The sequence below is a fragment of the Pseudophaeobacter arcticus DSM 23566 genome, from assembly GCF_000473205.1.
In the GTDB taxonomy this organism is placed as follows: Bacteria; Pseudomonadota; Alphaproteobacteria; order Rhodobacterales; family Rhodobacteraceae; genus Pseudophaeobacter; species Pseudophaeobacter arcticus.
On the sequence record NZ_KI421507.1, the window covers coordinates 687,774 to 714,534 of the forward strand.

Genomic DNA, 26,761 nt, shown 5'->3' on the forward strand with positions numbered 1-26,761 from the left:
CGTCATTTGGCGCGAGCAAGATATTGTGGTAGAGTCAGTAATTATTTATCAATAAACCGCGATTTCACCGTTGAGAATTTCTATCTGACTGTAGTATCGAAGCCGCCACTTAACCTCCGATGCAAGACCAATAGGGAATCACTATATGAGCCGCTTTGCTGCCCCCATCGCCGCACAAATCTGGGATATGAAGTATCGTTTCAAAGAAGCGGACGGCACCCCAATCGATGTGACCGTGGAGGATAGCTGGCGCCGGATTGCCCGTGATCTGGCCCGCGCCGAGGACAAGCCCGATGTCTGGGAAGAGAAGTTCTACCAGGCGCTGGAAGATTTCAAATATCTGCCCGCAGGCCGCATTACCGCCGGGGCCGGAACCGCGCGTCAGGTGACCCTGTTCAACTGCTTTGTCATGGGCACCGTGCCGGATAGCATGGCGGGTATTTTTGACATGTTGAAAGAGGCCGCGCTGACCATGCAGCAGGGCGGCGGCATCGGCTATGATTTTTCGACCATTCGCCCGCGCGGCGCGGATGTCAAAGGCGTGGCGGCGGATGCTTCGGGGCCCTTGTCCTTTATGGATGTCTGGGATGCGATGTGCCGCACCATCATGTCCGCAGGCTCGCGCCGCGGCGCGATGATGGCCACCATGCGCTGCGATCACCCGGATGTTGAGGCCTTTATTACTGCCAAATCCGATTCCGCCCGTCTGCGGATGTTTAACATGTCGGTGCTGATCACGGATGATTTCATGGAAGCCGTCAAGGCGGATGGCCCCTGGGAGCTGCAGTTTGATGGCAAGATCTATCACACTGTGCAGGCACGGGATCTGTGGAACAAGATCATGCAGGCGACCTATGAATATGCTGAGCCCGGCGTGATCTTTATTGACCGCATCAACAAGGCCAATAACCTCAGCTATATTGAGAACATCTGCGCCACCAACCCCTGCGGCGAGCAGCCACTGCCGCCCTATGGTGCCTGCCTGCTGGGCTCTATCAATCTGGCGCGCCTGGTTTCCAACCCTTTTGAGACCACTGCAGAGCTGAACCAAAGCGCGATGCAGGAGCTGGTCGCCACCGCTGTGCGTATGATGGACAATGTGGTGGATGTGTCGAAGTTTCCATTGGAGGCCCAGGCCGCCGAGGCCCAGGCCAAGCGCCGCATTGGCCTGGGCGTGACGGGGCTGGCCGATGCGCTGTTGATGCTGGGTCTGGAATATGGCTCGGACGAGGCGGCGCGTCAGACCGACCGCTGGCTGCATGCGATCGCCCGCGCCGCTTATCTGGCCTCGGTGGATTTGGCCAAGGAAAAGGGCGCCTTCCCGCTGTTCGATGCCGAAGCCTATCTGGCCTCTGGCAACATGATGAACATGGATGAGGATGTGCGCGAGGCCATCCGCGAACACGGTATCCGCAATGCGCTGCTGACCTCAATTGCACCCACCGGTACCATCAGCCTCTATGCGGGCAATGTCTCTTCGGGGATCGAGCCAGTCTTCGCCTATGCCTATACCCGCAAGGTTTTGCAAAAGGACGGGAGCCGCACCGAGGAAGAAGTTGTCGATTACGCGGTGCAGATGTACCGGGAAAAATTTGGTGCCGATGCCGCACTGCCTGACTATTTTGTCAACGCTCAGACATTGCCACCTGCGGCCCATGTCAAGATGCAGGCTGCGGCGCAGAAATGGATCGACAGTTCGATCTCCAAGACCATCAACTGTCCGGAAGACATCAGTTTTGATGATTTCAAGGATGTTTACATGCAGGCCTGGGATCAGGGCTGCAAGGGCTGCACCACCTATCGCCCCAACGACGTGACCGGATCGGTTCTGTCTGTCTCCGAGAGCGCCGATGCCGCCCCGGGCGAAGCCGCAGATGCACCGCATGACAGCGCGCAGGGGGAGAACGGTGCCGAAGTGGTCTACATGTCGGAGCCCCTGGATCGTCCACAGTCACTGGAAGGCCATACCTACAAGCTGAAATGGCCGGACTCGGAACATGCGATTTATCTGACCATTAACGATGTTATCATCAGCGATCACCGTCGCCCGTTTGAAGTCTTCATCAACTCCAAGAACATGGAACACTATGCCTGGACCCTGGCGCTGACCCGGATGATCTCGGCTGTGTTCCGCCGTGGCGGGGATGTGTCCTTTGTGGTGGAAGAGCTGAAGGCAGTCTTTGATCCGCGTGGTGGGGCCTGGGTACAGGGGAAATATATTCCCTCCATTCTGGCGGCTATTGGCGGGGTGATCGAGACCCATATGGTCAAGACTGGTTTTCTTGAGGGCGAAGGCATGGGGTTGAAATCCGATCCACAGGCGGAGGTGGTGAACCTGAACGCTCCACGCGGCAAGGCCTGCCCCAGCTGTGGTCAATTCGACATGCAGATGATCGAAGGCTGCATGACCTGCCGCAGTTGCGGTCATTCAAAATGTGGCTGAAGGAGATGAAAGTTTCTTGTGGGGGTGTGGCGTGCCACGCGACATGACCTAACCGTCTCGCAAGGTCATTTTGGCTGAGATGACATGCAAACGGCCTCGGGGAGTACCCGAGGCCGTTTGCATGTCTGGCTGTGGCGATGCTTAGTAATGTGTTGAGGGGGCAGCAGTCAGATGCGGACTGCCGACTTTCATACAGAGGCGTGAGGTCGTACGAGCGAATGCAGGCGTAGTAAGCGGATACGGCTCCTCACCTATCCGGTCTTAGATTGTCAGGCACTTTCGGCCTTTAGCTGACTGATTGTCTGGTAAGAACGTTTCTTCGCCGTGTCCTCTAAGGCCGTTTTTGGTCTGGCAAAGCAGAAAGAAACCGGCCACTATCGCTGCGAACGAGAAGAGCATACATTCATTGTTTCACTTACTCGTCCGGAAACTGACATGCGGGAAGTCGGCCTTTGGATAGAATCATAATTCTCGAGAATACGATCAACCAATCATCGTCACGAGTTCCTGTTCCGGCGTAAAATTACGATGGACCAGGAAAACGAGTTTCTCGCCACGCAGTATATCGAGTATCGAAAGGCCCTCAGTGAAATTAGGGCATTTGCGCCATTCATGCCCTATGGCTGGTTTAAGTCACCCCAGACGATTCGGCTGGATACGGAATTCGGCCTCCAGCAAATGATCTATCGCGATCTTGCGGATGATGCTGCACGCGACCTCGCAAACGGGATCAATCATCTGATCAACCTTACCATGCGTCTGGAAGCATGGCGCATCGTATTCGATGGGCTTGACGTCCAGCAAACAAACCAATTGCTGCATGAGTTCGTGCAGGATGTAGCTTCAACGGCGTTGCTCGGCCCATACACTCTTAAGGCTAGATTCTACTTTGCGATCGCACACCTGTCCCATCAGGTGAACCGTGTTTTCCTAAGAGATAATTGGGCGGACGATCTTGCGGCGCTGCCGGAGGATTGGGCTATCAAGGAAGAAACGGCTATCAAGGTCGCAAAGCCTTGGCGCTCTTGGACGAAGCTGAACAGGCTGCTCAACACCGTCGACATGGGCGACTACAAGACTGCCACGAATGATTTCCGGAGCAAGCACACCCACAGGTTCACGCCACGGGTCGAACTTGGACTATCCCAGTCGATCAAGCGTGTTTGGTCGAAAGGCGCGAAAGCGCCTTCTTATGGAGTAGGCGGCACGCCGCCGCTCAAGCTGGAAGCGGTTATTCCAGAATTGGAAGCTCAATGCCTTCGTCTGTCAGCATGCTACGCCCAGTTTCAGAAACTTGTCACAGAGCAAGGCGAGGCTTTGTTTGCAAATAACTGCGGGCCGCAAGAGTAAGAGTGAGGGCAAGATTCTATTCTATGATTTGCTGCTGGGAATTGATGTGTTTAGGGAAGCCATCAGTGAAATATATGGATGTAAGTTCTAGGGAGTTAATTTATTAACGTGATGCGTTCCATAGACCTACGTCTTGTCGATGATCTGGTCGGCTTTGTCCGGGGGCCGGGCTATGTGCTCGATTTGTCTGATGCGAGCTTCGCAGGTTTTTTTGCATCCGAAATGCAGGTCGACATCGACGATCCTAAATTTTCAACGAAGGGTGGCTCCAAGGGTAAGCGTCTGCGCTATTTCCTGCAAAACTGTGATGAAGCCACAGCCGTGCGTCTGCTCGCCGCGCTCTGGGAGTACCGCTGCGAATATCTTGAGCACAGCGGAGCGGAAGACCCGGTGCCAAACGCCGCCTTGCGGTATCAAGGCTTGATCGACCGTCTCTCCGGCGGCGTTTCACCCAAGCGGGTGCAAACCGCAACCGCTGTTGATGGCCAGAAAATGGCGGATATCAAGTCCGAGCTGCTGCGGGTCTCATCGCTCGGAGCACAGGCGCGCGGCTTTGCTTTTGAAGGATTTCTCAAGAGTCTGTTCGATGCCTTCAGCCTTTCGGCCCAAGCGCCTTTTCGGCTGCGAGGTGAGCAAATCGATGGCAGCTTCCAGCTCGGCAGCGAAACCTACCTTCTGGAAGCAAAATGGCAGGGCAAGCCAATCGGAGTTGCCGATCTCCACACGTTCCAAGGCAAGATCGAGCAGAAAGCGGCATGGACGCGGGGGCTCTTTGTGAGCATTAACGGCTTCTCTGAAGACGGCCTCGTCGCCTTCGGTCGAGGAAAGCGTGTAATCTGCATGGAGGGACTCGATCTTTACGATATGCTCGACCGTGAATTGCAGCTCAACCAGGTTCTCGAACGTAAAGTGCGAAGAGCTGCTGAAACCGGCATGCCTTTCCTTCGCGTACGCGACCTTTTCCCGAACTAGAAAGGCTTCGCATGGTAAATTTCAACAATTGGTGCGAATCCACAGACACGCCGCTAGGTAATCATCACGTTCAGGTTGTATCGGGCCGCCCGGCGGACGCTGAGATCGGTATCCAATGGACTGCTAAGGCCGTTCCCGCACACTACGCTGCCGAGGAACGCGTCGCTGCCGCGCTTGCGAGACTAGGCAAGGCCGCAGCCGCGAAGATGATCACCGACCTTCTCCCACAAACGCCGCAGATCCGATCAGGCGACCTTGGTGAGATTTACGCGACGGAATGGATCGGCGCTCACAGCGGTTATCGTACGCCGATCAAACGGTTGCGCTGGAAGGACCATCGCAACATGGCGATGCGCGGCGATGACGTCATTGGCATGATTATCGATCCGGCCACACAGCGCCTCCGCTTCCTGAAAACGGAAGCCAAGAGCCGCATCGACCTTCGTGCTCAAACGCTGCAGGAAGCGCGGACCGGCCTGGATAAGGATGGTGGCCTTCCTTCCTCGCATGCGCTGTCTTTCATCTCAGCTAGGCTGATGGAGCTGGGCACCGATGCGCCGCTGGTGGACGCCATAGACGAAGCTCTCTATAGGCACGGTATCCCCGCAGACAGCGTGAAACATCTTCTCTTCACCTTCTCGGGGAATTCCCCAACGGCGCTACTGACGCAGGCGCTGGAGGCCTACAGTCGACCTGCGGTGTCGAACGTCCTAGCTGGCCGAAAAAGGTCACCCAAGATCGAAGCGGCAATCGCCGAGCGCACTGGGTTTCGCCCAAACGATCTTTGGCCCGCAGCTGTCGCAAGAAAGAAGGAGGATCAGAAATGATGCCCTAGAAAAGAGAAAAGCCCCGAGAGCGGACTCTCAAGGGCCTTTATGTCGATTGGTACCCGACAATCTGAAGGTCTCTCGATTCCCCTCAAAAGTCAAGTCTGGCGGCCGGGTCACCTGACCCGATCGGTCGTGCTCGGCCGTCTTCCATCATTCGACAAGAGGACCGTGAGCGGTTCACCGTGGTCAATCTGACGCACGGGCGATCCCGCACACTGAAAAACATGGAAAAAGAAATCTTCGTGGCCCCCCGGGCCAACCGTTCGACGCGGAACCTTTCGGAACGCTCGAAAGCGCGAACCTATGTAGAGACAGGCGCTTTCCGACCTTATGGCGGCGAGAGCCAGAAAGTGAAATTCGACAGCCTTGGTGAGTTCGACGCTTTTGTCACGATCACCGCCAACTATTCCGTCGCTGACATGGTAGAGCAGCCTCCAGCCATCGAGTACGTCGACGCAGAGGGCCGACCCAGATGCAAAGTGATCGACCAAGTCTATACCTTTATTGACGGAACCAAGGCTGCCACCGAGGTGAAACCTGCGGCACGCGCCAAGGCCCAGAACCTTGAAGAGAAGCTGAGCTTTGTGGCGGCGGCCATGCCGCCAGAATTCGCCGAGACCTTGGTTCTGATCACCGAGGAAAATTACGACCAGTGGGAAGCCCTGAATGCGCGTCGCCTCTTGGCGTACAGGCGGGAAGACGATCCGGAAGCTGCGTCTATCATTGCAGGCTTGGCAGCCGAGCTTGAGCTGCCGGTTACGATCCGCGAGCTGATTGCGCGGGCTGCCATTGGGGGGAGGGCATGGCCTGAGGTCTTCAAGGCGATCTATGCTGGTGTGCTGCGGCCGCTTGAGGACGGCATCATCAACCTCGAGATGCTGGTCGAAGGAGGCGCGAAATGAACGAGAACATTCGCCTAGAGCCATACTCGCAAATCCAACATGGGGGCATAGCCAGCTTGGTCGTCGACCAGGGACCTCTCGGGGTCACCGTCACACGCGAAGCCGACGGCAAGATTGCTTTTGATGAGCTGACCTATGATGAGATCAACGATGGCCTGAGGACGGGTCATATCGTTGTACAGGACGGCTACCACAGCGAGGAGGCGGCGCGACAGCGAACCAAGTTTGGAGAGCAGGTCGTCACCCAGTTGCCACGTAAGCAACGTGAGAAGGTCTTCTTCGGCCAAACATGGTGCGATTTCTTTCTGGATGCTGAGGCGCGCGGAGAAATTGGCCGGAATTGGCGGGATGTCGACGCTTGGATTCTCAAGGTCGCCCCGCAAATAGCGAAGCATATCCCTCAACCCGAAGGGCCTGCCCAGAAACGCAAATATTGCGGCAAGAAACGCTCGCGCAACGAAATCGACTCGCCGAGCTCTTCGACCCTGTTGCGGTGGGTGCGAAAGTATCAGGATGCAGGGCGCTCCGTTCTGGCGCTTATCGATAAGAGGTACTTGGCCGGTCGTACAAAGGTGAAATTCGGCCCAGAGAGCGCGGCACTGGACCTGTCGCGGTTTGATGCCGCTCCTTTGATAGCATTTACTGCAACAAAGGAGATGAACTATGGGACTGAAACGGACGGACGAATTTCGCCAGGATGCGGTGCGGATAGCACTGACCAGTGGGCTAACGCGCAATCAGGTAGCTGATGACCTAGGTGTGGGCATGTCGACGCTGAACAAATGGATCACGGCATACAGAGACACGGGTGTGGTGACGAAAGAGGATTTAGGCCTCGCCCAAGAGAATGACCGGCTTCGGCGCGAGAACCGCATTCTCAAGGAGGAGCGGGAAATCTTAAAAAAGGCCACGGTGTTCTTCGCGAGCCAAAAGCCGTGAGGTTTAGGTTCATTGAGGAACACCGATCTGCGTTCTCTATCGGCCGGATGTGCGGTGTCATGGGGGTCAGTTCACGTGGGTTGCGGGCATTCCGCAGTCGCCCTGCCAGCCGCAGACAACGGTCCGACCTGGTCACGCTGGCGCATATCAAAGAACAATCCCGTCTCAGCCTTGGCAGTTATGGCAGGCCGCGCATGACTGAGGAATTGAAAGAGATCGGACTGGTTATTGGTCATCGTCGCGTGGGTCGCTTGATGCGCCAGAACGGCATATCGGTCATCAGAACGCGCAAACACAAGGTGACTACAGACAGCAATCATAAGTTCAACATCGCGCCGAACCTGTTGGACCGGGACTTCAACGCTGATGGGCCAAACCAGAAGTGGGCGGCCCCTCTCGGGACATTTCCTACGGAAATACCCTGCCGGGCAATGGACATCAGCTATATCTGGACGCGTGAAGGTTGGTTGTATCTCGCTGTGATACTGGATCTGCATTCAAGGCGCGTGATCGGCTGGGCGGTGAGTAACAGGATGAAGCGGGACCTGGCGATCCGTGCGTTGAACATGGCAATAGCCTTCCGGGGGCCGCCGAAGGGCTGCATCCATCACACGGATCGCGGATCGCAATATTGTTCGCACGACTATCGACAGATCTTGCGACAGCACGGCTTCAAAGTGTCCATGAGTGGCAAAGGCAATTGCTACGATAACGCTGCAGTCGAGACGTTCTTCAAAACCATCAAGGCCGAACTGATTTGGCGGCATTCATGGGAAACACGGCGGCAGGCCGAGATGGCGATCTTCGAATACATCAACGGCTTCTACAATCCGCGCCGCCGCCATTCAGCACTGGGCTGGAAAAGCCCTGTCGCCTTCGAACGAAAGGTGGCTTAAACGAGCACGTGGAGCGGCACGAAAGCGTGACAGGTCCAATCGTCGATCTGCCGCATCAGGTCGAGGTTCTGTTCGGTCTCGCCCTTCGGCTCATAGTAATAGGATGAGCGTGCGATCGACAGGTCCGGGTGGTTCGGCTCGATCATGCCGCGCCTCACTTCCCGCCCCAAGGCTTCAGCTTTCGTTCCAAAAAAGCGTTGGCAACGGCGTTCGCCTGTTCTCTCGAACCGGTGGCATTCACAGGCTCGCCCTACGATCGTGGCGTGGAGCTCCTCCACCTGCTCCTCGTCGATCTCGGGCGTCTTGCGGCCCTCCGCGCTCAAACACGCCGGACGCGCCTTCGAGCAGGGCCCGCTTCCATTGATGGATCATCGTCGGATGCACCCCGAACCGGCTCGCCAGCTCGGCCGCTGTCTCTTCACCCTTCAGGGCTTCCAGCGCGACCTTTGCCTTGAACTCGCGCGCGTGCTGCTTGCGTTTCTACATTTCTGATCTCCTTCTCGTCGAAGATCAGCAGACTGCAAATCGTAGCTTATGTCAGTGTCCGAATTTCGGGGGGCAGCTCAATGAGCGCTGACGCCAGACAGCTCGGAATGGTCACCCTCCGAATTTCGAGGCGTAGCTCAAAATCTGATTGCGGCATTAAAAGTCGCACCAAATGCCTCGTTTCCGAGTCCCAGATCGTCATAGAAGATGCCGAGGTTGAGCGTACTATCCGGCGGCAAATTATATTCCAGACCCAGATGGGTCCGACCGTGCCAATTTTCCAACCCGGGTATGACGGCGGCTCCGTCGCTGGCGGAATAGATCCCGGATATGCCTCCCGTCAGCGTGAGTGCGCCAACGCGGGTCTTGATCGGCCTACTAAAGTCCAGGCCAAGGTTCAATTGCATCAAATCAACCGTCTGCGCAGGGATCGTGTTGCCGAGGCCATCCGTATAGGCGACTTGCCGATCCCCGGTGTAGGTAAAGTCCAGCAGTGGCATCAGCGTGGTTTGCCGGACCTGATACTGGCCAGTCGCGCGGAGTTGTGCCAGCCAACGCTCTGTTTTGAAACTGTCCGTATAGAACCCAAACGGGGTGATCTCGTTTTTGGTCCGACCAAAAAGCAATCGCCCTTCAAAATAGAGAGGCTGATCGGGAACCTTGCTGACAAAATAGGGACCAAGCATCCAGCCATGGCCCGATGCATTATGTGTGTCGTCCTCGGCGTAATCAAATTGGAACACCCCTCCAACAAGCAGGTCAGGCGTGATGAACTCGTGGAAACCAAGACTACCAAGCGTGTAGGAACCGGTATCTGACCACATGCTGGTGAACTCTGCCCAGCTGCTGCCCTGTGACGTACAACTGCTGACCGAACCAGACTCCAATGTGAAAGTTCCGTAAAAGTGGCGACAATCGTTCCGCATCAAAAAGCGGGTCAGGCCAGGCTGGCTTGAGGCAAGATTGTTCGCACGGCCCAACATGAAGCCAGCAATCTGTTCCTGAGTTTCTTTGACAACATTGTCTACGGCCGTTTGTGCAAAAGTGACAGATATCCGCCCCACCTCTGTGCCGTTGACATCATTGGTGGTGACCCTGACCGTCGCGGACCCAACGGATTGTGCTGTCAGCACGGACGTATATGAGCCGTTCTTATTGTCCTGCATAACAACCGTTGAACTTGACGGGTTTTGACCCAGTTCTCCCAGATCAGTCGATGCCCAGAACGTGAGCCCTCCAGTTGGAACCTGCACGCCGTTATCAAAAACTCTCACGGTAATTTCTGCCGCGTCCTCACCATCTGCTGCCTTCACCTCCAAGGGATCCACATCTGATGACACAACAATTTTGTCAAAAACTGCGGTTGTGAAGGCCACCTCCACAGTGCTGAGCGCAGGTGCGCCACCGATGGTGAAGCTCAGCCCCGCCACTTCAATTGTCGTGCTGGAGGTCAGCGTTGCAGAATAGGTGCCGTCGCCATTATCCGTGACGGAACTTATCGTTCCGGCTGTTGTCTCGATCACAACCGTTTCACCGGAGGCCGCACCGCCGCTGTTATTCGTCAGGGTGACAGTCAACACCGCGCTGGACACACCATCCGCCAGAAGGCTGGAAAGGTCAGACACAATCGTTGCGCCATCCACAAGATCATCCGTTACGGTCACCAATACATCCGCAGGATCGGCGGACAGATAGGCGCTATCCACTGTCGCGGCATTCATGGTGAGGGCGATAGTTGCAGTCAGATCGGTATTGTTATCAACGTCGTCATTCACGCCCATCACGGTCACTGTCTGCGGATCGCTCCAATTGCCGGGCATGAAGCTCAGGATGGCGGGGGTGACGGTTGCAACTCCAGTCGCCAACGAAACAACGTCGATAATCACATCACCGGTCGGTTCGGAATTCAGACGAACGGTAAACCCACCCGTTCCGCCATCTTCCGCAACGCTTAGAGCCGCCACTGAAACCACCACCCCGGGGGTGTCGTCATCGGTCGTCGTCACAGGGGTCACATCCGCCGGATCGAAGCCGTCATAGGCCAAGTCCAATGAGACCGCCGCCGCCAGCACAATGCTGTAGCTTGGCGTACCATCGGCAAGGTTGTCGTCCACGCCGGTCACTGTCACGCTCTGCGGAGTGCTCCAATCGCCGGGGGTGAAGCTCAGGGTGGCTGGGCTGACACTGCCCTCGCTGCTGTCCGAGGAGCTGACCGCAATGGTGACATCGGCCGTCGGCTCTGAGTTCAGCACAACGGTAAAGCTCGCCGCATCCCCGGCCTCGCTCGGCTGCCCTGACAGCGCAGTGACCGTCACCCCGGGGGTGTCGTCATCGGTCGTCGTCACAGGGGTCACATCCGCCGGATCGAAGCCGTCATAGGCCAAGTCCAATGAGACCGCCGCCGCCAGCACAATGCTGTAGCTTGGCGTACCATCGGCAAGGTTGTCGTCCACGCCGGTCACTGTCACGCTCTGCGGAGTGCTCCAATCGCCGGGGGTGAAGCGCAGGGTGGCCGGGCTGACACTGCCCTCGCTGCTGTCCGAGGAGCTGACCGCAATGGTGACATCGGCCGTTGGCTCGGAGTTCAGCACAACCGTAAAGCTCGCCGCATCCCCCGCCTCACTCGGCTGTCCGGACAGCGCAGTGACCGTCACCCCGGGGGCACGCACTGTTATTGTGATTTGAGAGGTGGAGGTAAGGCCATGTTTATCTGTGACCGTCAGATTGAAAGTAAGAGTACCACCTGTAACAGGTGCCGTGAAATTCGCGGTGGCGCTGGTTGCAGAGCCGATTGCAACGGTCTCTCCCGAGACCTGCTCCCACAGGTACCCCGTGATGTTGTTCTCTGGATCGGTCGACCCTGTGCCATCCAATGTGACAGAGCTGAACGGGTTCACGGTTTGAGACGGGCCCGCATCGGCGCCGGGCGGCGAGTTGGCAAGGTATCTGATAATGACGACACCGGATCCACCGTTGCCTCCGGTGGAGCTATCATTGATCCCATTGACGTGGCCGCCACCTCCGCCGCCGCCATACCCATCCAGACCATTGTCGCTGGCGACACCATCATTGCGGGATGCGCCACCACCGCCTGCGCCGCCCAGATTGGTCGCAACCCTATTGCCCCGGACATCGCCGCCTCCGGCGCCACCCCCACCATAATACACCAACGATCCGGTTATGTCTGACTGAACTCCGTCGCCGCCGTGCCCGGCTATCGAATAGGTGCCACTGAAACCGCCTTGTCCAGCACCGCCGCCACCGCCACCGGAGGAATCTCCGGAATTGATTGTTCCGCCTGCACCGTTTGATCCCTGACCAAATGTTCCCGTTCCGCCGCTTCCTTGATGCGATGCCCCACCGCCAGAGCCTCCGTCCTGGCCGTTTCCGACGAGGGTTGAATTATTGTAGGTACCACCACCGCCGCCGCCAAGTGCGGTGATGCCAAATGCGCTGCTCGACTGGCCGTTTCCACCACCGGGAACAGGCAATGGGGGCCAGGTGCTACGCGCGTCACCGGTCCCGCCAGCTCCGACCACAACAACATAGGCATTGGCCGCAATGGACGTGTTCCCCATCACCAGGCCACCGGCACCGCCTCCACCGCCTGCATAGGCACCACCGCCGCCACCGCCGCCGACGATCAGATACTCTGCCGTGAGACCCTGCAGTGCCGTGAATGTTCCGCCGCCGGTAAACTGGTGAATACAATATTCATCACCGCTGTCAGTAAGGGACGTGATGGTGCCACCCGTCGCAAAACTGCTTGCGCAGGTTGCGGGGGCTGCATGTGCGGCATCCCGCGTAAACAGACCCAAAACTGCCCCCAACAACAGGGCAGCGCCGAGTTTCCGGCCTAAACCCAACACCGCTGTGCAAACCATGGTTCGCAACACTGGCAGACAATTGGGAAGATATAACTGGAGTGCGTTCTTAAAGTAGATACGTCTGGCAGTACTGGTGAACGGCGATAACAACTTATGTGCCACAAGTGAGGTTTCCGTCTTAAGATAGCTATTGTTGCGAATATCCCTAAGTTGACAATTTTCATGCATTTGGAATCGGATGTTATCCGACAACTTTACCTTGAAAGGCTTACTAATTATTTTAGAGTGTTTCTTTGGAAACTCAATTATTGCGGTGCCTCTCCGTCGAACCCGCCCTATCGCAGAATGCCGACGCTTGTTCCGCTGCTATGGCAGCGAAACATCAGGGGATCTGGCTGATGTAGTTGGATGTGGTCTTTTTACCCGCTTGAGTTGAGCCCTCCCGCTGGGGGAGAGGCCGTTGACGTTATGCCTGCGTATAGTCGGGCAGACACCGCTCGAACTGGACAACCACTGTTTGTTAGTTCTGCATTAATTTATGGATGTGACGCGCAAAGGCATAGGTAAGCGGCACGCCCAGCACTAAGCCAAGAACAATCGACTGCAAGGGAGACAGCACCGACCAGCCAATCCATGATGTGATCAAAGAGGCGAAGAACACATTGACCGCCGCTGCACCCGCTCCAAATGGGTACAGAACCAGCGTCAGCCGTGCCTTGCCCCAGGGCTGTTTCATCGTTTGCTCACCAGCCACCCGACTGCGGCCAGCGCCGCGATCAATGTCAGTGAGGCAAGAAAGAACCAGAACTCGGCAGCCGCGCTTTGGGGCTGTGGGATGGGGCGGTCAAAACCGTTCGCGAAAACAACGGCAGGCAGAAATACAAAGGGCGTTGCGAGAAAAAGGCGTTTCATGTCAGCTCTCCTGGGTCAGGGATCGATAGATTTGTGGCAGCGCACGGGTCAGTCGCGTCGGGTCCGGCAACAGAGTAAACCCAGCCCGGCCAAAGATACGGGCAAACCAGTCCTGGCCGTCCTGATCGATGACGATGCCATGTACAGTGTGGCCCATGCGCCGGGCCTCCCGCACTGCCATATGGCTGTCCTCAATGCCGTGGATGCCTTCGTAGTGGTCAAGATCATTGGGTTTTCCATCGGTCAGCACCAGCAGGAGTTTTCGCGTAGAGCTTTCTTGCTCCAGCTGTGACGTGGCATGGCGAATTGCCGCCCCCAAACGGGTATAGTGACAGGGCGAGAGGCCACAAATCTTATGAGTCACTTCGGCAGACATCGGTGCATCAAAGCTTTTGCATTTCTTCAAAAACACCCGGTCGCGGCGCAGCGAAGAAAACCCCCAAATGCCCAGCCGGTCGCCACTGGCATCAATGCCACCAGCAAGGGCAACGAGGCTTTCACGGGCGATATCCAGCACGGTGCTGTCACCAACCGAAGCTTCGGTAGAACGTGAGGTGTCGAGCAGGAAGCAGACCGAGAGGTCACGGTCGATCTGGCGCAGACTTTGGTAAATGCGGTCGCTAGAGGTGCCATCCGCCTGCAAATCCACCCGTGCGGCGATCAAAGCGTCCAGATCCAGCTCGCTGCCTTCGATTTGACGCGGCCGCATCACCCGACGTGGGTGCAAAGCTTCAAACTGTCGACGCACCGCCCGTAATTGCCGGGGATCAGGGGCCAGGGTTTGGGGGGCGTCCGTGTCGGCCTCGGTTTCCAGCACCCTTGTGTGATCTGGCAAATAGCTGCGTTTGCGGTGGTCCCATTCCGGGTAGGTGAACAGGTCGGCCAGCCGTTCGTGCTCCGCATCCGCGGGCGCCAGATCCAGATGCAGCCGCAGACGGGTGGCCGTCTTTTTGTCCTTATGGCGAGACAGGATGATCTTGTCCTGATCATCTGCGGCCTTTTGGGCGTTTTCGTCCTCGTCGTTGTCCACAGATCGGTTGAGGTTCATGCTTTCAACCCAGGACAGGATTGCTTCAAAGCGATGGATGATCAGACTGTCTTTGCGGTTGGCCTCGTCGCGATCTTCGCGCGCTGCCATTTTACGTGTGGTGGTCGCAGCAGCGGGCGCTGGCAGATGCTCATCCGCCTCTTCCGCGTCATCCGCCTTTGTGCCGGACCGTGGCGCGCTAAGCGTGAGCCAGATCGGCACCGGGGTAAAAGGCAGATAGGTTTTGGAGCCTTGCTGCTGTTCAGGCAGGGCAACTGGGCTGGCGTCAGGGCTGTTGAGCTGGTCCAGAACTGCTTGCTCAAGTCGCGCCTCTTCACGTGGCAACATCAGTTTAGGCCGGGTTGCTAGGAGAAAGCTGCACATGCGCTGATATGCGCCCCGCAGGCCTGGGCAGCGTTGAAACGCAAGATCAGAGGCCTGTGCCATGGCCTCGATCTGGGCACGGTCTTTGATACAACCGCATCCGTCAACAGGTGGCAGCCTGGGCTGTGTCGCCGCGAGGGCAACCAGCCAGAAATACGCGGCCTGATTTAACGCCTTTTCTGGGAAGGCGTCAAAGCTGGGCGGCAGGCATAGGCGTTCGCCATCATAAGTTGGCAGGAACATCAGCTCCCCCCGGTTGCCCAGCTTGCGCCGCAGCCCTTGGCGGTGATGCGATCGCACCCGTGGTGCCTCGGCAAGTTCAACAGAGGCGGCACCGCCAAGGGCACGAAACAGCAAAACCAGGCTGCCGCGGACCTCGGCAAGCTCAATTGCGGCTTCAGGAAAGCTGGGCTGCGCCCCCAGCTTGGTGGCGTAGTCATGCCAGATGTTGCCGACTGCTTCTTCGGGATCCATCAGATCAAGGGGATGCAGAGCTGCCATGGTGCGTTACCCGTAAACGACAGCGATTAGGTCGCGCAGTGCGGTTTGAACATCCGCCTCATCGGTCAATGGCTCAACGATGGCCGCTTGCAAAGCCTGATCAATCGGCATGCCGCCCGCAATCAACTGTGCCGCATAGATCAACAGGCGGGTTGAAACACCTTCTTCCAGATCCATACCAGACAGGGCACGGATATGTCCTGCCAGTCGGATCAAAGGCATAACACGGTCCTTATCCAGGCCGCTTTCCCTGGCGACAACGCCGACCTCAATCGTGGCCTCAGGGAAATCAAATGAGGCAGATAAAAACCGCTGCCGGGTAGAAGGCTTCATACGTTTGAGCACGTTTTGATAGCCAGGATTATAGCTGGCAACCAACATGAAACCATCTGGCGCAACCAGTTCTTCGCCAGTGCGATCCAGCATCAGCGTGCGACGATTGTCGGTCAGTGGATGCAACACAACGGTGACGTCTTTGCGGGCCTCAACCACCTCATCCAAATAGCAGATCGCGCCTTCGCGGACCGCACGGGTCAAAGGGCCGTCTACCCATTCGGTTTCGCCGCCGCGCAAGAGGTAGCGACCAATGAGATCAGCCGCAGATAAGTCATCGTGACAGGCCACGGTATAGAGTTTTCGGCCAGTGCGGGCCGCCATATGTTCAACAAAGCGGGTTTTCCCGCAGCCGGTCGGCCCCTTCAGAAGAAGGGGCAAACCGTTGTTTTGCGCGGTTTCAAACAGCGCACATTCATTGCCAACAGGGTGGTAGAATGGCACCTCGAAGTCGCTCGTTTGGGCGTTCATTTTCATTCTCCAGCTGGGATGATTTTGGCGTCACGGGCAACAAGTTCCCGGCGTGGAATCATCATCGAGTAGATGAACAGCAGCGCGCCAATCACGACGGCCAGGCCGGAACCAAAGCGCATCAGATAGAACAGGCTGAGCCCCTCTTGCACATCCATGAAGCCCTCGCCCAGAACCCGCTGCATGTGGGTCTGGATGGTGCCTGCAAAGGTCAGAACAAAGGTCATGAAGGCCATACCACCGGTCATCAACCAGAATGAGGACATGTTGAGCACTTGATTGTAGGGGTCACGCCCACGCAGATGCGGCAGGGCGTAGCTCATGACTGCCAAGTTGGTTGCGACATAGGCACCGTAAAAGGCCAAGTGACCATGCGCAGCGGTGATCTGGGTGCCGTGGCTATAGAAGTTGACCCCGTGCAGCGTATGCAAAAAGCCCCAGACACCGGCGCCAAAGAAGGCCACGGTTGATGCCCCCAGCGACCACAAAAGTGCGGCCTTGTTGGGGTGATTGCGACGGCCCTTCCAGACCATGACAAAAGCAAAGCTCATCATCAGGAAGAAGGGAATGACTTCCAGCGTGGAGAAGATGGACCCAATCCATTGCCAATAGCCCGGCAGACCAATCCAGTAAAAGTGGTGCCCAGTGCCAAGGATGCCTGAAAACAGCGCGGTGGCGACGATCACGTAGAGCCATTTTTCGACGATCTCGCGATCCACTCCAGTGAGTTTCAACAGCAAGAAGGCCAGGATCGAGGCCATAACCAATTCCCAGGTGGCTTCCACCCAGAGATGGATCACGAACCACCAGTACATTTTGTCGAGGCTCAAGTTGTCAGGGTTGACCATAGCGAAAAGCCATAGCAGTGACAGCAGCCAGAGCCCGGTCAAAAGCACGTTGGTGATCGCGGTTTTGCGCCCTGCCAAAACGGTCATTGAGATGTTGAACAGGAACAGCAGGGCCGCAACCAGAATACCCAGCTTCACCCACATGGGCTGTTCGATAAATTCGCGCCCCTGCATTCCCAAAAGCCAGTTACCTGGAAATGGGTTGAACAGATAGGTGAGCACAGCCCCCAATGTGCCGACCACCAATATCAGCAATTGAAGGTAGGCCAGCTTGACCGAATAGATCTCTCGCTCGCTTTCTTCGGGGATCAGGTAAAAGGCCGCGCCAAAGAAGCCCAGCAACAGCCAGACAACCAGGGCGTTGGTATGCAACATGCGGACAATGTTGAACGGCAACAGTTCCGACAGGAAATTAGGCGAGACATAAATCCAGCCGGCGAGCAAGCCGCCCAAAACCTGAATGGCGAAAAGCGCCATAGCCACCAGGAAATAGGCATAGGCCACTTTCTGAGATTGATACTTCATAACCTGTCTCCTTAACCTGCGTCATTGGGCGGCCAGCCCTGTGTATCGGTCTGGTCGGCCCAACGCAGAAATTCTGCCAGGCCACGCATCTCTTCTTCGGTGAGTTCGAAATAGGGCATCTGGCGCCGCCCTTCGACACCGCTGGGCTGGGACGCCATCCAGCTGTCCAGGATCTCATAGGCGGTTTCAGGGTCATCCAATGTGCCCCAGCGGGTCATAACATTGCCCAGTTCGGGGGCAAAATACGCGCCTTCACCGTGTAGGGTGTGACAGTTGATGCAGCTGTGTCGCTCCCAGACATGCTTGCCCAAGACCACCTCGTCGGTCAGGGGCATTCCAGCGGTCGAGGTGTTCACGACATAGCGATGACTGTGAAAAGATAGGACCCCAAAGATCGCGACGAAGAATAGCGATCCTCCGTAGAAAATGTTCCGGGCCCGTGACTTTGTCAGGATTTCAGACATTAGGGAATCCAATCGTGGTTTCGGGTTGCCCACGATTAAGGGAGGCGTTGAAAACGGAGTTTGTTGCCGCACAAAGTCCCGCCAGTTTTCCCGCAGCATTGACCTTTCTATCGCTCGAAGCCGTGATACATTCCCGCTGTGAAGCCTATGCAACTGCGCCTTAAGGCTATCGAAGCCGAACAATTCAGCATCACAGCCTTACCTAGACAGAAGGCCGCAGATATGTTTGCAAATCACCGTTCACATCACTTCCAAGCTCGTCCAAAACACATTCCCCCAACCTACGTGGACAGGGAGAACATGATCACCGCAAAGAAAATGATGTTCGCAATGATCAGCAGGGCGACGGCAAGGGACCCCAGATCCTTGGCATGTTTTGCCTCAAGCGACCAACCGGGGGAGATCCGATCGGTCAGAACCTCGATCGCGGTATTGAGGGCTTCTACCGCGAGGAGCAGCGCGAAGAGAACCAAAAAAGCCCCGATCTGCAGGAGCGACGCGCCTAGCGACACCAGAAGGAATACCGCTGTCACGCCACCCACCAACTCTTGCCGGGCAGCGGTTTCGCCAAGCAGGCGTCGAAATCCTGCCAGGGAATAGCGGGCAGCGGCAAGGATATGTGCAGCGCCGGTGGCCGGTGCTGGGATCTCTTGCTGCCGGGCCTTTTCCGTGGGGGCGGATGCTTTCATGTTCTGGGCCTTTCTGAGCGGCATGTAGATGTCAGGTCGAGAGCGGACTTGCGGACGGTGGTCGAAATGTCCATCAGGCCAAGCACCGTGTGAAACAGGTTGTCTTGGCTGACAGGTTGAGCAGTCAGCTTACTCAGGCAGGTATCATCGAGCCGCATGGCCTGCCGAAACCTTTGCGGCAGCCACATCAGAAAGGGAACTTTGGTCTGGACTTCGGGCGCCATGAACATCGGCGCGGCGTGGAGATACAGCCCGGCTTCGCCAAGGGATTCACCATGGTCGGACATATAGACCATCGCGGGCAGCACCCGGTCCTGTTCCTGAAGGATCGAGATCGCGCTTGCGAGGATATGATCGGTATAGGCGATGGAATTGTCATAGGCGTTTGTGATCTCCGCCTGGGTGCAATAGTCAAATTCAGAAGTTCTGCAATCAGAGGCAAAGGGGCCAAACCCCTGCGGATAGCGCAGGTAATAGGCAGGTCCGTGACTGCCGATCATGTGCAACACCAGAACGGTGTCCTCCTGAATGGCTCCGATTTCCTTGTCCAGAGTAGCGAGAAGAGCTTTGTCGGTGCACTCCCCGCTGGCACAGGCGGCAGGGTCGATAGTGGCGTCGATCCTGCGCGACCCGGTGCGCCGGGCAATTCTCTGATCGCCAGTATTGTTGTCGACCCAAACGGGCGTGACCCCTGCATGGGACAGGACATCCAGCAGGTTCTCACTGCCCATAAAGCGCTGGTGAGAATAACCCGCCTGCGAGAACGGGGAAAACATGCAGGGGACAGAGACGGCAGTCGATGTCCCGCAGGAGGAGGTATCGCTGAAATTGAGCACATCAAGCTTTGCCAATTCAGGCGTTGTGGGGCGGTCGTAGCCGTTGAGGCCAAAGTTCTGCGCGCGTGCGGTTTCGCCGACAAAGATGACCAGCAAAACGGGTTTCTTGGCTGCCAGAAGATCGGGTCCCTTGGCGGCATCCCGCCCCAGTGGCGCGACCTCTGTATTTCTGGCCCGGACTTCCATTTTCACATAGCGCGCGATGGCGCCGATCGTTGCGCCTGGCTGGTAGCTGCCCATGAGTTCATGGTGTTCGCGGATGATCGAAACATTTGCCTTGAGGTTGACGAAGAGGAAACCAAAGGTCAGCAGGAAGCTCGCAACCACCGTTAGCGGCATTTTCCACAGAAGGTGACGGGCTTTGGGGTAGGTGATACGGGGCCAGTACAGCAGCGCGACGGGCAAAAGGCCGGTGAGTGTCATATGGCGCAGATAGGGAAGCGTGATCAATTGACGGGATTCGGCAACGGTTGTGTTCACCACGTTCTGAATCATCAGCTTGTCGATCACGGCACCAAGATGGTCCTGATACCATGCGGCGGCGGCAGCCAGCAAAATCAGAAGGGCGATAAGCGGGCGCTGCACTCTTGGCAGGCTGAAGAGGCTGAGAGTGAAAAACGTCAGCATCCACACCGCACAGGCGAACAATAGGATATTCGCCGGAACGCCATCGAACAATGTGGTCAGGTGACCCCAGAAGACGCTGTTGAAAGCCAGCATCATGTAGGTGGCCACGATCCCGTTGAGCACTGCAGGCGAGAGCACAGGACGTCGGATCTTCAGTCTGGAAAGAGACGGCCACCGGCCTTTGGCAGTAACATGATCCTTGGGAGAGACTTTCTCACTTAAAGCTGAATAGGGGCCAGAGGGATCCTTTTCAGCGGGCGAAAGAGTGGTGGCTGTCGTCATTGGGCGGTATTCCTGCTCGTGGTGCAGGGGGGGGATAGGACACTAGATGTCACCCGGACCTTGCCCGGATTATACCAATCGGTAATCTTCAGATGGCTTGACGGTTGGACAAACCACAGTATTCAAAGATCCATCGTTCCTTTTTGGAAAGCACCTGAATGCGTGTTCTTGTTGTCGAAGATGATCATGAGACGGCTGACTATATCACCAGCAGCCTTAGGGCTGAGGGGCATCTGGTTGACCATTGCAACAATGGAAAAGACGGGTTTCTGAACGCCCTGGACAATGATTACGACGTCATGGTCTTTGATCGGATGCTGCCGGGACTGGACGGGCTGACGCTGATAAAATCGGTGCGCGGTGCCGGTGTCGACACCCCCATTATGTTTCTCAGCGCGATGGATGGCATCAATGACCGGGTCGAAGGGTTGCAGGCCGGCTCGGACGATTACCTGATAAAGCCGTTTTCTTATCACGAGCTGTCTGCCCGACTGACAGCACTGGTCCGCCGTCCGCCGCTGAAGGCGGAGGAAACCATTCTGCGGGTGGCCGACCTTGAAATGAACTTGATCCGTCGCACGGTTTCCCGTGACGGCACCCCCATCGACCTGCAACCGCGTGAGTTTGGTTTGCTAGAATACCTGATGCGCAATGCGGACAGGGTTTTGACCCGGACCATGCTGCTGGAGGCCGTGTGGGACTTCCATTTCGACCCCAAGACAAGCGTGGTCGAAACCCATATCAGCAGGCTTCGCAACAAAATTGACAAGCCCTTTTCGGTGGAACTGATACACACCATCCGCGGTGCGGGGTACAGCCTGCATGAATAAAACCCCACTCTTGAACCGTCTGCGCCGTTCAACCTCGGTCCGGCTATCGCTCCGGTTTGCCCTCCTCTATTCCCTGCTTACCGCCCTGGTCTTTGCAGTGGCCTACAAGATGGCGGACTATGAAATCACCCATTGGATCAAGGACCAGCTGATCGAGGAAGAGGCCGTTTTTGTAGGGACTTACAATACGCGGGGGCTTGATGGCGTGATTGCGGATCTGGAGGCATACGGCATCTTCAATTTCGAAGACAACCGCATCTCACTGCTCTTGGATGCGGATGGCCGCCGCCTTGCCGGAAATGTAAGCAGGATCGCTGGAGATGTTGCATCCGGCTATGCGGATGCCTCTGCCATCGCGTTCATCGGTCCCGATGAAAATGACAGCTTCGGCTTTGTCCTGCGTAATATTCCGCTTGGTTCAAACACCCTCGTTCTTGGCACAAGCACATATTTGCAGGCCGAGTTGCTCGAAGGACTTGGTGGCGGGCTGCTCACCGGATTTATCTTCACGCTCATGGTCGGTGCAGGAGCCGGCATTGCTGTCGGCCGCCGCACAGAACATCGTTTACGGCAGGTGTCCAGCACGCTTAACCATGTGGCAAATGGGGATCTGGAGGCCCGGGTGCCGCTTGGCAGAAATGACGCTGATGATCTTTCACGGCTTTCCGCTGAAATAAACAGGACCATTAGCCAGCTACAGCAACTGGTTGACAGTCAGAAACAGATTTCCGCCGATATCGCGCATGATTTGCGCACCCCCATGCAACGAATTTGGCAAAGACTCGAAGCGATAGGCCAATCCCCAGAATTGCCCGAAGCGCTGGCTGGAGATGTTTATGAAACCATCGATGCTGCCGACGATCTGATCGAGACCTTTCACGCGCTGTTGCGGATTTCACAGATTGAAGCCGGAGCGCGACGGGAGAATTTCAGCCAGATCGACCTCATCGCCGTGCTGAACCGCATAGAGGACGCATATGGGGTTGTCGCAGAGGAAAAAAATCAAACACTGACCTTCGCCGTTGGCCCAAACCCCCTGAGCGTTTTGGGAGATCAGCAATTGCTCACCCAGATGATGGCAAATGTCATTGAAAATGCCCTGCGCCACTGTCCGCCGGCCGCACGCATAGAGGTTGCACTTTTTTTAAGGAACGATGGGGTTGTCTTTACTGTTTCAGATAATGGCCAAGGTATTCCCGAGCAGGAAAGACAAAAAGTCTTTCGCCGGTTTTATCGGGTGGAAAAGAGCCGGACAACGCCGGGCAACGGGCTTGGCCTAAGCCTGGTCAAAGCGATTGCTGACCTGCATAGCGCAGTCATTTTGTTGTCTGACAATCGTCCTGGGCTGAATGTGACGGTCACATTTCCAAAAACATCCGAAACCGTCAACTGACCTATTTGCCCCTCACCTGCAAGTGGTTCGTCCCCCTGTGCAAGCGACCCCGAGTGCCTGAGCAACTTCACTGCCAGTCTCGTCGGCCCCCAATCAGGGGGATCGTATCGAACATGCCCCGGGCGTGTCAGGCTGCATGGCGAGCAAATCCATCAAACCACAATTCCCGCGGACAAGATCGTCCAGCGTGACCAAGTCCAACTCGTGATAAAAGGCCTCGAGCGCGCGAGCAACATAGCTGCGCAGGCGGCAGGAAGCTGACAATGGGCAGGTGTTTCGGTTTTCGTCAAAGCATTCTGCAAACGGGATGTCAGTTTCGAAAATTCGGAACACGGTGCCGATTGAAATCCGGCTTGCAGGTTTGGCCAGTCGAATGCCGCCGGTTCGCCCCCGAAGGGTTTCAAGATACCCTGCGACCTGGAGCTGCTGAACAACACGCGCGGCATGATTGATTGACGCATTGCACCGCTCTGCAAGGTCAGAGGTCCGCACCAAGTGCCCGTCGTTCGCCGCGCATAGCATCAGCGCCCGCGCGGCAAGATTTGTTCGTGTCGTCAAACGCATTCGGCTTCCTCTTGTTGACCTCTTTATTTCACATCAAAGATACCAGTTTATTGATGCAGATCACGTTGGATCCGGATGAAATGCCTTAGCTGGCGATATGAGAAATGAAAGTATTGCACATGGCGCCAGCGGGCACTCTGACTGAAGCAGGTTTCCGGGACAGCCGGATTGGCGGCGCGCAGGCCGTTGCCGCGAACCTGATCTGGCTGCTACAGGCGTGGGTGATTGCATCGGTTTTGGCCTCCCTGCTGACTGGAGAGGCGGTATCCGAATGGGCAATGGCGCTGGCTTTTTTGGGCCTTGGGTTTGTTCGCGCAGCCCTGAGCAAATCAGCGCAGCTGCACTTGAGTGCGGCTGCCGAAACCAAAATTCAGGCATTGCGGGCGGAATTGGTCACAGTGGAAACCACTAGCGCAGGCCCATCGAGGTTTGGCGGCGCTGGGTCCATCGCGGCCTTGGCTACTGAAAAGCTGGAGACGCTGCGCCCCTATTTGCTCAGGTACAAACCAGCGCGGTTGCGGGTGATGGTTGTTCCCCTGGTGATTCTTGCCATTGCGATGTGGTTCAGTTGGGCCGCCGCCGTTGTCTTGTTGGTGGCCGGACCGTTGATCCCCCTGTTTATGGCCTTGGTTGGCTGGGCAGCAAAAGAGGCGAGCACGCGCCAGGTGGTCGAGATCGGATCACTCAATGACCTTTTGGCAGATCGACTGGCGGCGCTGTCGGATCTGAAACTGATCGGTGCGGGGCAGCAGGTGATTGCCGATTTCACCTCGGCCTCTGACAGCCTTAGGGAACGAACCATGGCCGTTCTGCGCATCGCGTTTTTATCTTCAACCGTATTGGAGCTGTTCTCGGCCCTGGGCGTCGCAATGATTGCCGTCTGGGTCGGGTTTTCGCTTTTAGGTGAAATCGGCTGGGGCTCTTGGGGCACGCCTTTGACGCCGTTTGCCGGGATCTACCTTTTGCTTCTCACTCCAGATTTTTTTCAGCCGCTGCGAGATCTTGCAGCAGCCTGGCATGACAAATCATCTGCTGATGCCGTGCTGGAGGAATTGGACAGTTGGCGGAGCGACATGCGCCAGCCGTTGTTGGGGGCGGGCGCGAGTGTTGCGCCGCTCCCATTCAAGGGGCTGACGCTGTGCGACCTGGCCTACCTGCATAAGGATCATCGTATCACCTATCCGGATTTGGAAATCCAGCCGGGCGAAAGCCTTGCCGTAACCGGGCAAAGTGGCGCAGGAAAGACAACGCTACTGCGGCTCATTGCTGGGTTGGAGAAACCAACGTCGGGCAGGATCCAGATTGGCGAGGTCACGTTGAGCGGGGCGAACGCGGATGCCTGGCGTGCGTCAATGGGCTGGATGCCACAAACATCTCGGTTTCTGGGCCGGTCGCTGCGCCACAATATCGGGTTTGGCGAGGACCTGGACCTAGACGTGTTAGACAGGACATATGTTGCACCGATCATTGCGACGCTTTCGAACGGAGACCTTACGTCGCTGGGGGAATCTGGTGCTGGCCTGTCTGGAGGAGAGGCGCGTCGGGTGATGCTGGCCCGGGCCCTGCATCGGCGGCCCGAGGTGGTTTTGGCAGACGAACCGACAGCTGACCTGGATGCGGACACCGCCCAAAACATCATCGACGGACTGCTGGCCTATGTGGCAGAGGGCGGAACGTTGATCGCTGCAACCCATGATCCCCGCTTGATCTCGCAGATGCAAAGGCAGGTCAGATTGAGTGCAGGCACATGAAATTACTAATGAAAATATCCATTTTCCTTCTGAAGGATGAGCGCCGGGCCTTTGTTCAGGGCTTGGTGCTATCGCTTTGCGTTCTGGTCATGGGTCTTGCCCTTCTGGCGCTGTCAGGCTGGTTCATTACTGCTGCTGCGGCGGCGGGGATGATTGGGCTGGGCACGCTCTTCAACGTCTTTGCACCCTCGGCAATGGTGCGGTTTCTGGCTCTGGGGCGGACAGCCGCCCGGTACGGAGAGCGTTTGACAACCCATGATGCAACCTTGCGAATGTTGTCAAATCTCCGCGTCCGGCTACTGTCCGGAGTCCTGTCATCGCCGTACAGGCAGCTTGAGCGACTTCGCGCCAGTGTCTTTCTCAATCGTGTGACCGCCGATATTGATGCGCTTGACGGTCTGGCGTTGCGACTCCTGCTGCCGGGGGGCGCTGGTTTGGCTGTGATTGTCTTGACCGCCGGTGTCGTTGGCATGCTTGTGCATCCCTCTGTCGCATTGGGTCTCCTTGTTGGGTATGGGCTTGTCCCAACTGTGATTTTTATCTTGGGGCAATCTTATGCGAAAGGCCCTTCGCGGCGAACCGAAGCGGGGATGCAGGCGCTGCGGAGCCGGATAATTGACCTTATCACCGCGCGCGAAGAGTTGGTGGCATTTGGACAGATGCAAAACGCACAGACCAATGTGGGCAAGGCCGCAGGCTACCAATCAAAGGGGCAGGCGGCGGTTGAAAGGGGGGAGCGGCAGACCGGGTTTTGGCTTGAGCTGATTGGGTGGGCTGTTGTGTCTCTGTCGCTTGGGATTGGTGCATCACTGACACAATCTGGTGAGATTTCACCTGCGCAGGCGGCTATTGGTATTTTTGCGGCGCTGGCCCTGTCCGAAGTGGTGGCGCCCGTGCGCCGCGCATTGTCCGAAATTGGCAAGATGCAGTCGGCAGCAAAACGAATTGTTCCGCTGGTGGACGGCGCTGCAAAACCGGCGCTTGCGGAGCCGTGCGATCTCTCTCGCGCGTCTCTCGCTTGCGAGGCCCTGGTTGCCAGGCGTGGACCAGGGGGGCATGCCTTGTTTTCGCCGCTTAGCTTTCATGCAGAGCCTGGGAACACCGTGGCATTGACTGGCCGCAGTGGCTGTGGAAAGTCCACAGTATTGCTGATTGCAGCGGGTCAGATCCTGCCAAGCAGCGGCCGAATGTCCTTTGGCGGAAGGTCACCACATCAAATGGCGACCAAGGTCCGGACCGGTGGTATTGCAATGGTTTCGCAGCGACATGCTTTGGTGGCCGGGACCGTGGCCGAAAATCTTCGACTGGTCGCCCCGGCGGCTTCGGATGCTGAGCTTTGGGAGGTTTTGGAGGCCACTGAGCTTGCGCAGACGGTGCGCACCAAAGGTGGCCTTGATGCCCGTCTTGCGTTTCGTGGTGCAGGTTTGTCAGGCGGTGAGGCGCGGCGGTTGGTCCTGGCCCGCGCATTGTTACGCAGGCCGGACCTGTTGCTGCTGGATGAGCCCACCGAAGGGCTGGATGCACCGATGGCGAAATCTGTTCTGGCGGGGCTGCGCCAGGTTTTGCCAAATGCGATCATTCTGATGGCGGCCCATCGACCCGAAGAAATGGCTTTTGCAGACCAGGTCATCCCGCTTGTTTCGACACCGGCGCAGAATTTGCGATAATTTGCATTCAAG

Annotated in this window: 22 protein-coding genes and 1 pseudogene; 11 read left to right on the forward strand and 12 right to left on the reverse strand. The window is 56.9% G+C overall.

Going from position 1 to position 26,761, the window contains the following annotated elements:
- Positions 1-145 precede the first annotated feature (145 nt).
- The 7 genes from ARCT_RS0107230 (at position 146) to ARCT_RS0107265 (ending at position 8,332) form a co-directional block, all read left to right on the forward strand.
- A complete protein-coding gene (locus tag ARCT_RS0107230) occupies positions 146-2,443 on the forward strand; it encodes an adenosylcobalamin-dependent ribonucleoside-diphosphate reductase (protein WP_027239463.1) in 2,298 nt (765 codons plus the stop codon).
- 528 nt (positions 2,444-2,971) lie between these two features.
- Complete coding sequence (locus ARCT_RS0107235) at positions 2,972-3,793, forward strand: hypothetical protein (RefSeq protein WP_027239464.1); 822 nt, start codon at positions 2,972-2,974, stop codon at positions 3,791-3,793.
- A 111-nt stretch (positions 3,794-3,904) separates the two neighbouring features.
- Entirely contained in the window at positions 3,905-4,765 is an 861-nt protein-coding gene (locus ARCT_RS0107240; RefSeq protein ID WP_169731211.1) for a restriction endonuclease, read from the forward strand.
- A gap of 11 nt (positions 4,766-4,776) precedes the next feature.
- Complete coding sequence (locus ARCT_RS25610) at positions 4,777-5,592, forward strand: Hachiman antiphage defense system protein HamA (protein ID WP_084300779.1); 816 nt, start codon at positions 4,777-4,779, stop codon at positions 5,590-5,592.
- 227 nt (positions 5,593-5,819) lie between these two features.
- A complete protein-coding gene (locus ARCT_RS0107250; protein WP_027239466.1) occupies positions 5,820-6,497 on the forward strand; it encodes a hypothetical protein in 678 nt (225 codons plus the stop codon).
- Positions 6,494-7,246 carry a hypothetical protein gene (locus ARCT_RS27490; protein ID WP_084300781.1) on the forward strand — a complete coding sequence of 251 codons (753 nt, stop codon included), beginning with the start codon at positions 6,494-6,496 and terminating at the stop codon, positions 7,244-7,246. The genes ARCT_RS0107250 and ARCT_RS27490 overlap by 4 nt, the downstream gene beginning before the upstream one ends.
- Positions 7,161-8,332 (forward strand): IS3 family transposase gene (locus ARCT_RS0107265; protein ID WP_154665302.1). Its coding sequence is split into 2 segments (ribosomal slippage): positions 7,161-7,392 and positions 7,392-8,332, totalling 1,173 coding nucleotides; the frame shifts between segments, so codons are not numbered across the junction. Before ARCT_RS27490 ends, ARCT_RS0107265 begins: the two co-directional genes overlap by 86 nt.
- Here the strand turns inward: ARCT_RS0107265 and ARCT_RS28930 are convergent.
- From ARCT_RS28930 to ARCT_RS25620, 11 genes and pseudogenes are all read right to left on the reverse strand, one after another.
- Positions 8,329-8,655, reverse strand: coding sequence for a hypothetical protein (locus ARCT_RS28930; protein WP_027239468.1), 327 nt, complete (start codon positions 8,653-8,655; stop codon positions 8,329-8,331). The genes ARCT_RS0107265 and ARCT_RS28930 overlap by 4 nt on opposite strands.
- Positions 8,570-8,800, reverse strand: a pseudogene (locus tag ARCT_RS28935) (transposase); the annotation flags it as partial. The pseudogene ARCT_RS28935 and the gene ARCT_RS28930, both read right to left, overlap by 86 nt.
- A 155-nt stretch (positions 8,801-8,955) precedes the next feature.
- On the reverse strand, positions 8,956-12,684 hold the full coding sequence (locus ARCT_RS27020; RefSeq protein ID WP_161631302.1) for an invasin domain 3-containing protein: 3,729 nt from the start codon (positions 12,682-12,684) through the stop codon (positions 8,956-8,958).
- A 481-nt stretch (positions 12,685-13,165) separates the two neighbouring features.
- Positions 13,166-13,381 carry a hypothetical protein gene (locus ARCT_RS0107280; protein WP_036784561.1) on the reverse strand — a complete coding sequence of 72 codons (216 nt, stop codon included), beginning with the start codon at positions 13,379-13,381 and terminating at the stop codon, positions 13,166-13,168.
- Entirely contained in the window at positions 13,378-13,557 is a 180-nt protein-coding gene (locus tag ARCT_RS0107285; protein WP_027239471.1) for a hypothetical protein, read from the reverse strand. The genes ARCT_RS0107280 and ARCT_RS0107285 overlap by 4 nt, the downstream gene beginning before the upstream one ends.
- Position 13,558: 1 nt before the next feature.
- Entirely contained in the window at positions 13,559-15,469 is a 1,911-nt protein-coding gene (locus tag ARCT_RS0107290; RefSeq protein WP_036784564.1) for a nitric oxide reductase activation protein NorD, read from the reverse strand.
- Positions 15,470-15,475: 6 nt separating this feature from the next.
- Positions 15,476-16,273, reverse strand: coding sequence for a CbbQ/NirQ/NorQ/GpvN family protein (locus tag ARCT_RS0107295; protein WP_027239473.1), 798 nt, complete (start codon positions 16,271-16,273; stop codon positions 15,476-15,478).
- A gap of 2 nt (positions 16,274-16,275) precedes the next feature.
- A complete protein-coding gene (locus tag ARCT_RS0107300) occupies positions 16,276-17,646 on the reverse strand; it encodes a cbb3-type cytochrome c oxidase subunit I (RefSeq protein WP_027239474.1) in 1,371 nt (456 codons plus the stop codon).
- A gap of 11 nt (positions 17,647-17,657) precedes the next feature.
- Positions 17,658-18,110, reverse strand: coding sequence for a c-type cytochrome (locus ARCT_RS0107305; RefSeq protein WP_027239475.1), 453 nt, complete (start codon positions 18,108-18,110; stop codon positions 17,658-17,660).
- 281 nt (positions 18,111-18,391) lie between these two features.
- The gene (locus tag ARCT_RS0107310) at positions 18,392-18,799 is read right to left on the reverse strand and encodes a diacylglycerol kinase (RefSeq protein ID WP_051360597.1); all 408 of its coding nucleotides are present in this window, start codon (positions 18,797-18,799) and stop codon (positions 18,392-18,394) included.
- Positions 18,796-20,400 carry a phosphoethanolamine transferase gene (locus ARCT_RS25620; RefSeq protein ID WP_240476278.1) on the reverse strand — a complete coding sequence of 535 codons (1,605 nt, stop codon included), beginning with the start codon at positions 20,398-20,400 and terminating at the stop codon, positions 18,796-18,798. Before ARCT_RS25620 ends, ARCT_RS0107310 begins: the two co-directional genes overlap by 4 nt.
- Positions 20,401-20,702: 302 nt before the next feature.
- On the opposite strand from ARCT_RS25620, the gene ARCT_RS0107320 reads away from it, so the two are divergent.
- Positions 20,703-21,374: a winged helix-turn-helix domain-containing protein gene (locus ARCT_RS0107320; RefSeq protein WP_027239477.1), complete on the forward strand. Its 672-nt coding sequence runs from the start codon at positions 20,703-20,705 to the stop codon at positions 21,372-21,374.
- Positions 21,367-22,767, forward strand: a complete 1,401-nt coding sequence (locus ARCT_RS0107325; RefSeq protein WP_036784568.1) for a sensor histidine kinase — start codon at positions 21,367-21,369, stop codon at positions 22,765-22,767. Before ARCT_RS0107320 ends, ARCT_RS0107325 begins: the two co-directional genes overlap by 8 nt.
- A 93-nt stretch (positions 22,768-22,860) precedes the next feature.
- Here the strand turns inward: ARCT_RS0107325 and ARCT_RS0107330 are convergent, their stop codons facing one another.
- The gene (locus ARCT_RS0107330) at positions 22,861-23,331 is read right to left on the reverse strand and encodes an RrF2 family transcriptional regulator (RefSeq protein ID WP_027239479.1); all 471 of its coding nucleotides are present in this window, start codon (positions 23,329-23,331) and stop codon (positions 22,861-22,863) included.
- A gap of 104 nt (positions 23,332-23,435) precedes the next feature.
- Here ARCT_RS0107330 and cydD point away from each other — a divergent pair, with 104 nt between their 5' ends.
- The gene (cydD, locus tag ARCT_RS0107335; RefSeq protein ID WP_240476279.1) at positions 23,436-25,082 is read left to right on the forward strand and encodes a thiol reductant ABC exporter subunit CydD; all 1,647 of its coding nucleotides are present in this window, start codon (positions 23,436-23,438) and stop codon (positions 25,080-25,082) included.
- Between the two features lie 8 nt (positions 25,083-25,090).
- On the forward strand, positions 25,091-26,749 hold the full coding sequence (locus tag ARCT_RS0107340) for an amino acid ABC transporter ATP-binding/permease protein (protein ID WP_240476280.1): 1,659 nt from the start codon (positions 25,091-25,093) through the stop codon (positions 26,747-26,749).
- Positions 26,750-26,761: the final 12 nt, after the last annotated feature.

Bases quoted from the DNA above. Each gene is read 5' to 3' on its own strand.
- ARCT_RS0107240 (WP_169731211.1), top strand. From the start codon at position 3,905: ATGCGTTCCATAGACCTACGTCTTGTCGATGATCTGGTCGGCTTTGTC.
- ARCT_RS0107325 (WP_036784568.1), top strand. From the start codon at position 21,367: ATGAATAAAACCCCACTCTTGAACCGTCTGCGCCGTTCAACCTCGGTC.
- ARCT_RS25610 (WP_084300779.1), top strand. From the start codon at position 4,777: ATGGTAAATTTCAACAATTGGTGCGAATCCACAGACACGCCGCTAGGT.
- ARCT_RS0107330 (WP_027239479.1), bottom strand. From the start codon at position 23,331: ATGCGTTTGACGACACGAACAAATCTTGCCGCGCGGGCGCTGATGCTA.
- ARCT_RS0107290 (WP_036784564.1), bottom strand. From the start codon at position 15,469: ATGGCAGCTCTGCATCCCCTTGATCTGATGGATCCCGAAGAAGCAGTC.
- ARCT_RS0107320 (WP_027239477.1), top strand. From the start codon at position 20,703: ATGCGTGTTCTTGTTGTCGAAGATGATCATGAGACGGCTGACTATATC.
- ARCT_RS0107310 (WP_051360597.1), bottom strand. From the start codon at position 18,799: ATGAAAGCATCCGCCCCCACGGAAAAGGCCCGGCAGCAAGAGATCCCA.
- ARCT_RS0107340 (WP_240476280.1), top strand. From the start codon at position 25,091: ATGAAAATATCCATTTTCCTTCTGAAGGATGAGCGCCGGGCCTTTGTT.
- ARCT_RS0107250 (WP_027239466.1), top strand. From the start codon at position 5,820: ATGGAAAAAGAAATCTTCGTGGCCCCCCGGGCCAACCGTTCGACGCGG.
- ARCT_RS0107230 (WP_027239463.1), top strand. From the start codon at position 146: ATGAGCCGCTTTGCTGCCCCCATCGCCGCACAAATCTGGGATATGAAG.
- ARCT_RS0107285 (WP_027239471.1), bottom strand. From the start codon at position 13,557: ATGAAACGCCTTTTTCTCGCAACGCCCTTTGTATTTCTGCCTGCCGTT.
- cydD (WP_240476279.1), top strand. From the start codon at position 23,436: ATGAAAGTATTGCACATGGCGCCAGCGGGCACTCTGACTGAAGCAGGT.
- ARCT_RS0107305 (WP_027239475.1), bottom strand. From the start codon at position 18,110: ATGTCTGAAATCCTGACAAAGTCACGGGCCCGGAACATTTTCTACGGA.
- ARCT_RS0107235 (WP_027239464.1), top strand. From the start codon at position 2,972: ATGGACCAGGAAAACGAGTTTCTCGCCACGCAGTATATCGAGTATCGA.
- ARCT_RS0107300 (WP_027239474.1), bottom strand. From the start codon at position 17,646: ATGAAGTATCAATCTCAGAAAGTGGCCTATGCCTATTTCCTGGTGGCT.
- ARCT_RS27490 (WP_084300781.1), top strand. From the start codon at position 6,494: ATGAACGAGAACATTCGCCTAGAGCCATACTCGCAAATCCAACATGGG.
- ARCT_RS0107295 (WP_027239473.1), bottom strand. From the start codon at position 16,273: ATGAACGCCCAAACGAGCGACTTCGAGGTGCCATTCTACCACCCTGTT.
- ARCT_RS0107280 (WP_036784561.1), bottom strand. From the start codon at position 13,381: ATGAAACAGCCCTGGGGCAAGGCACGGCTGACGCTGGTTCTGTACCCA.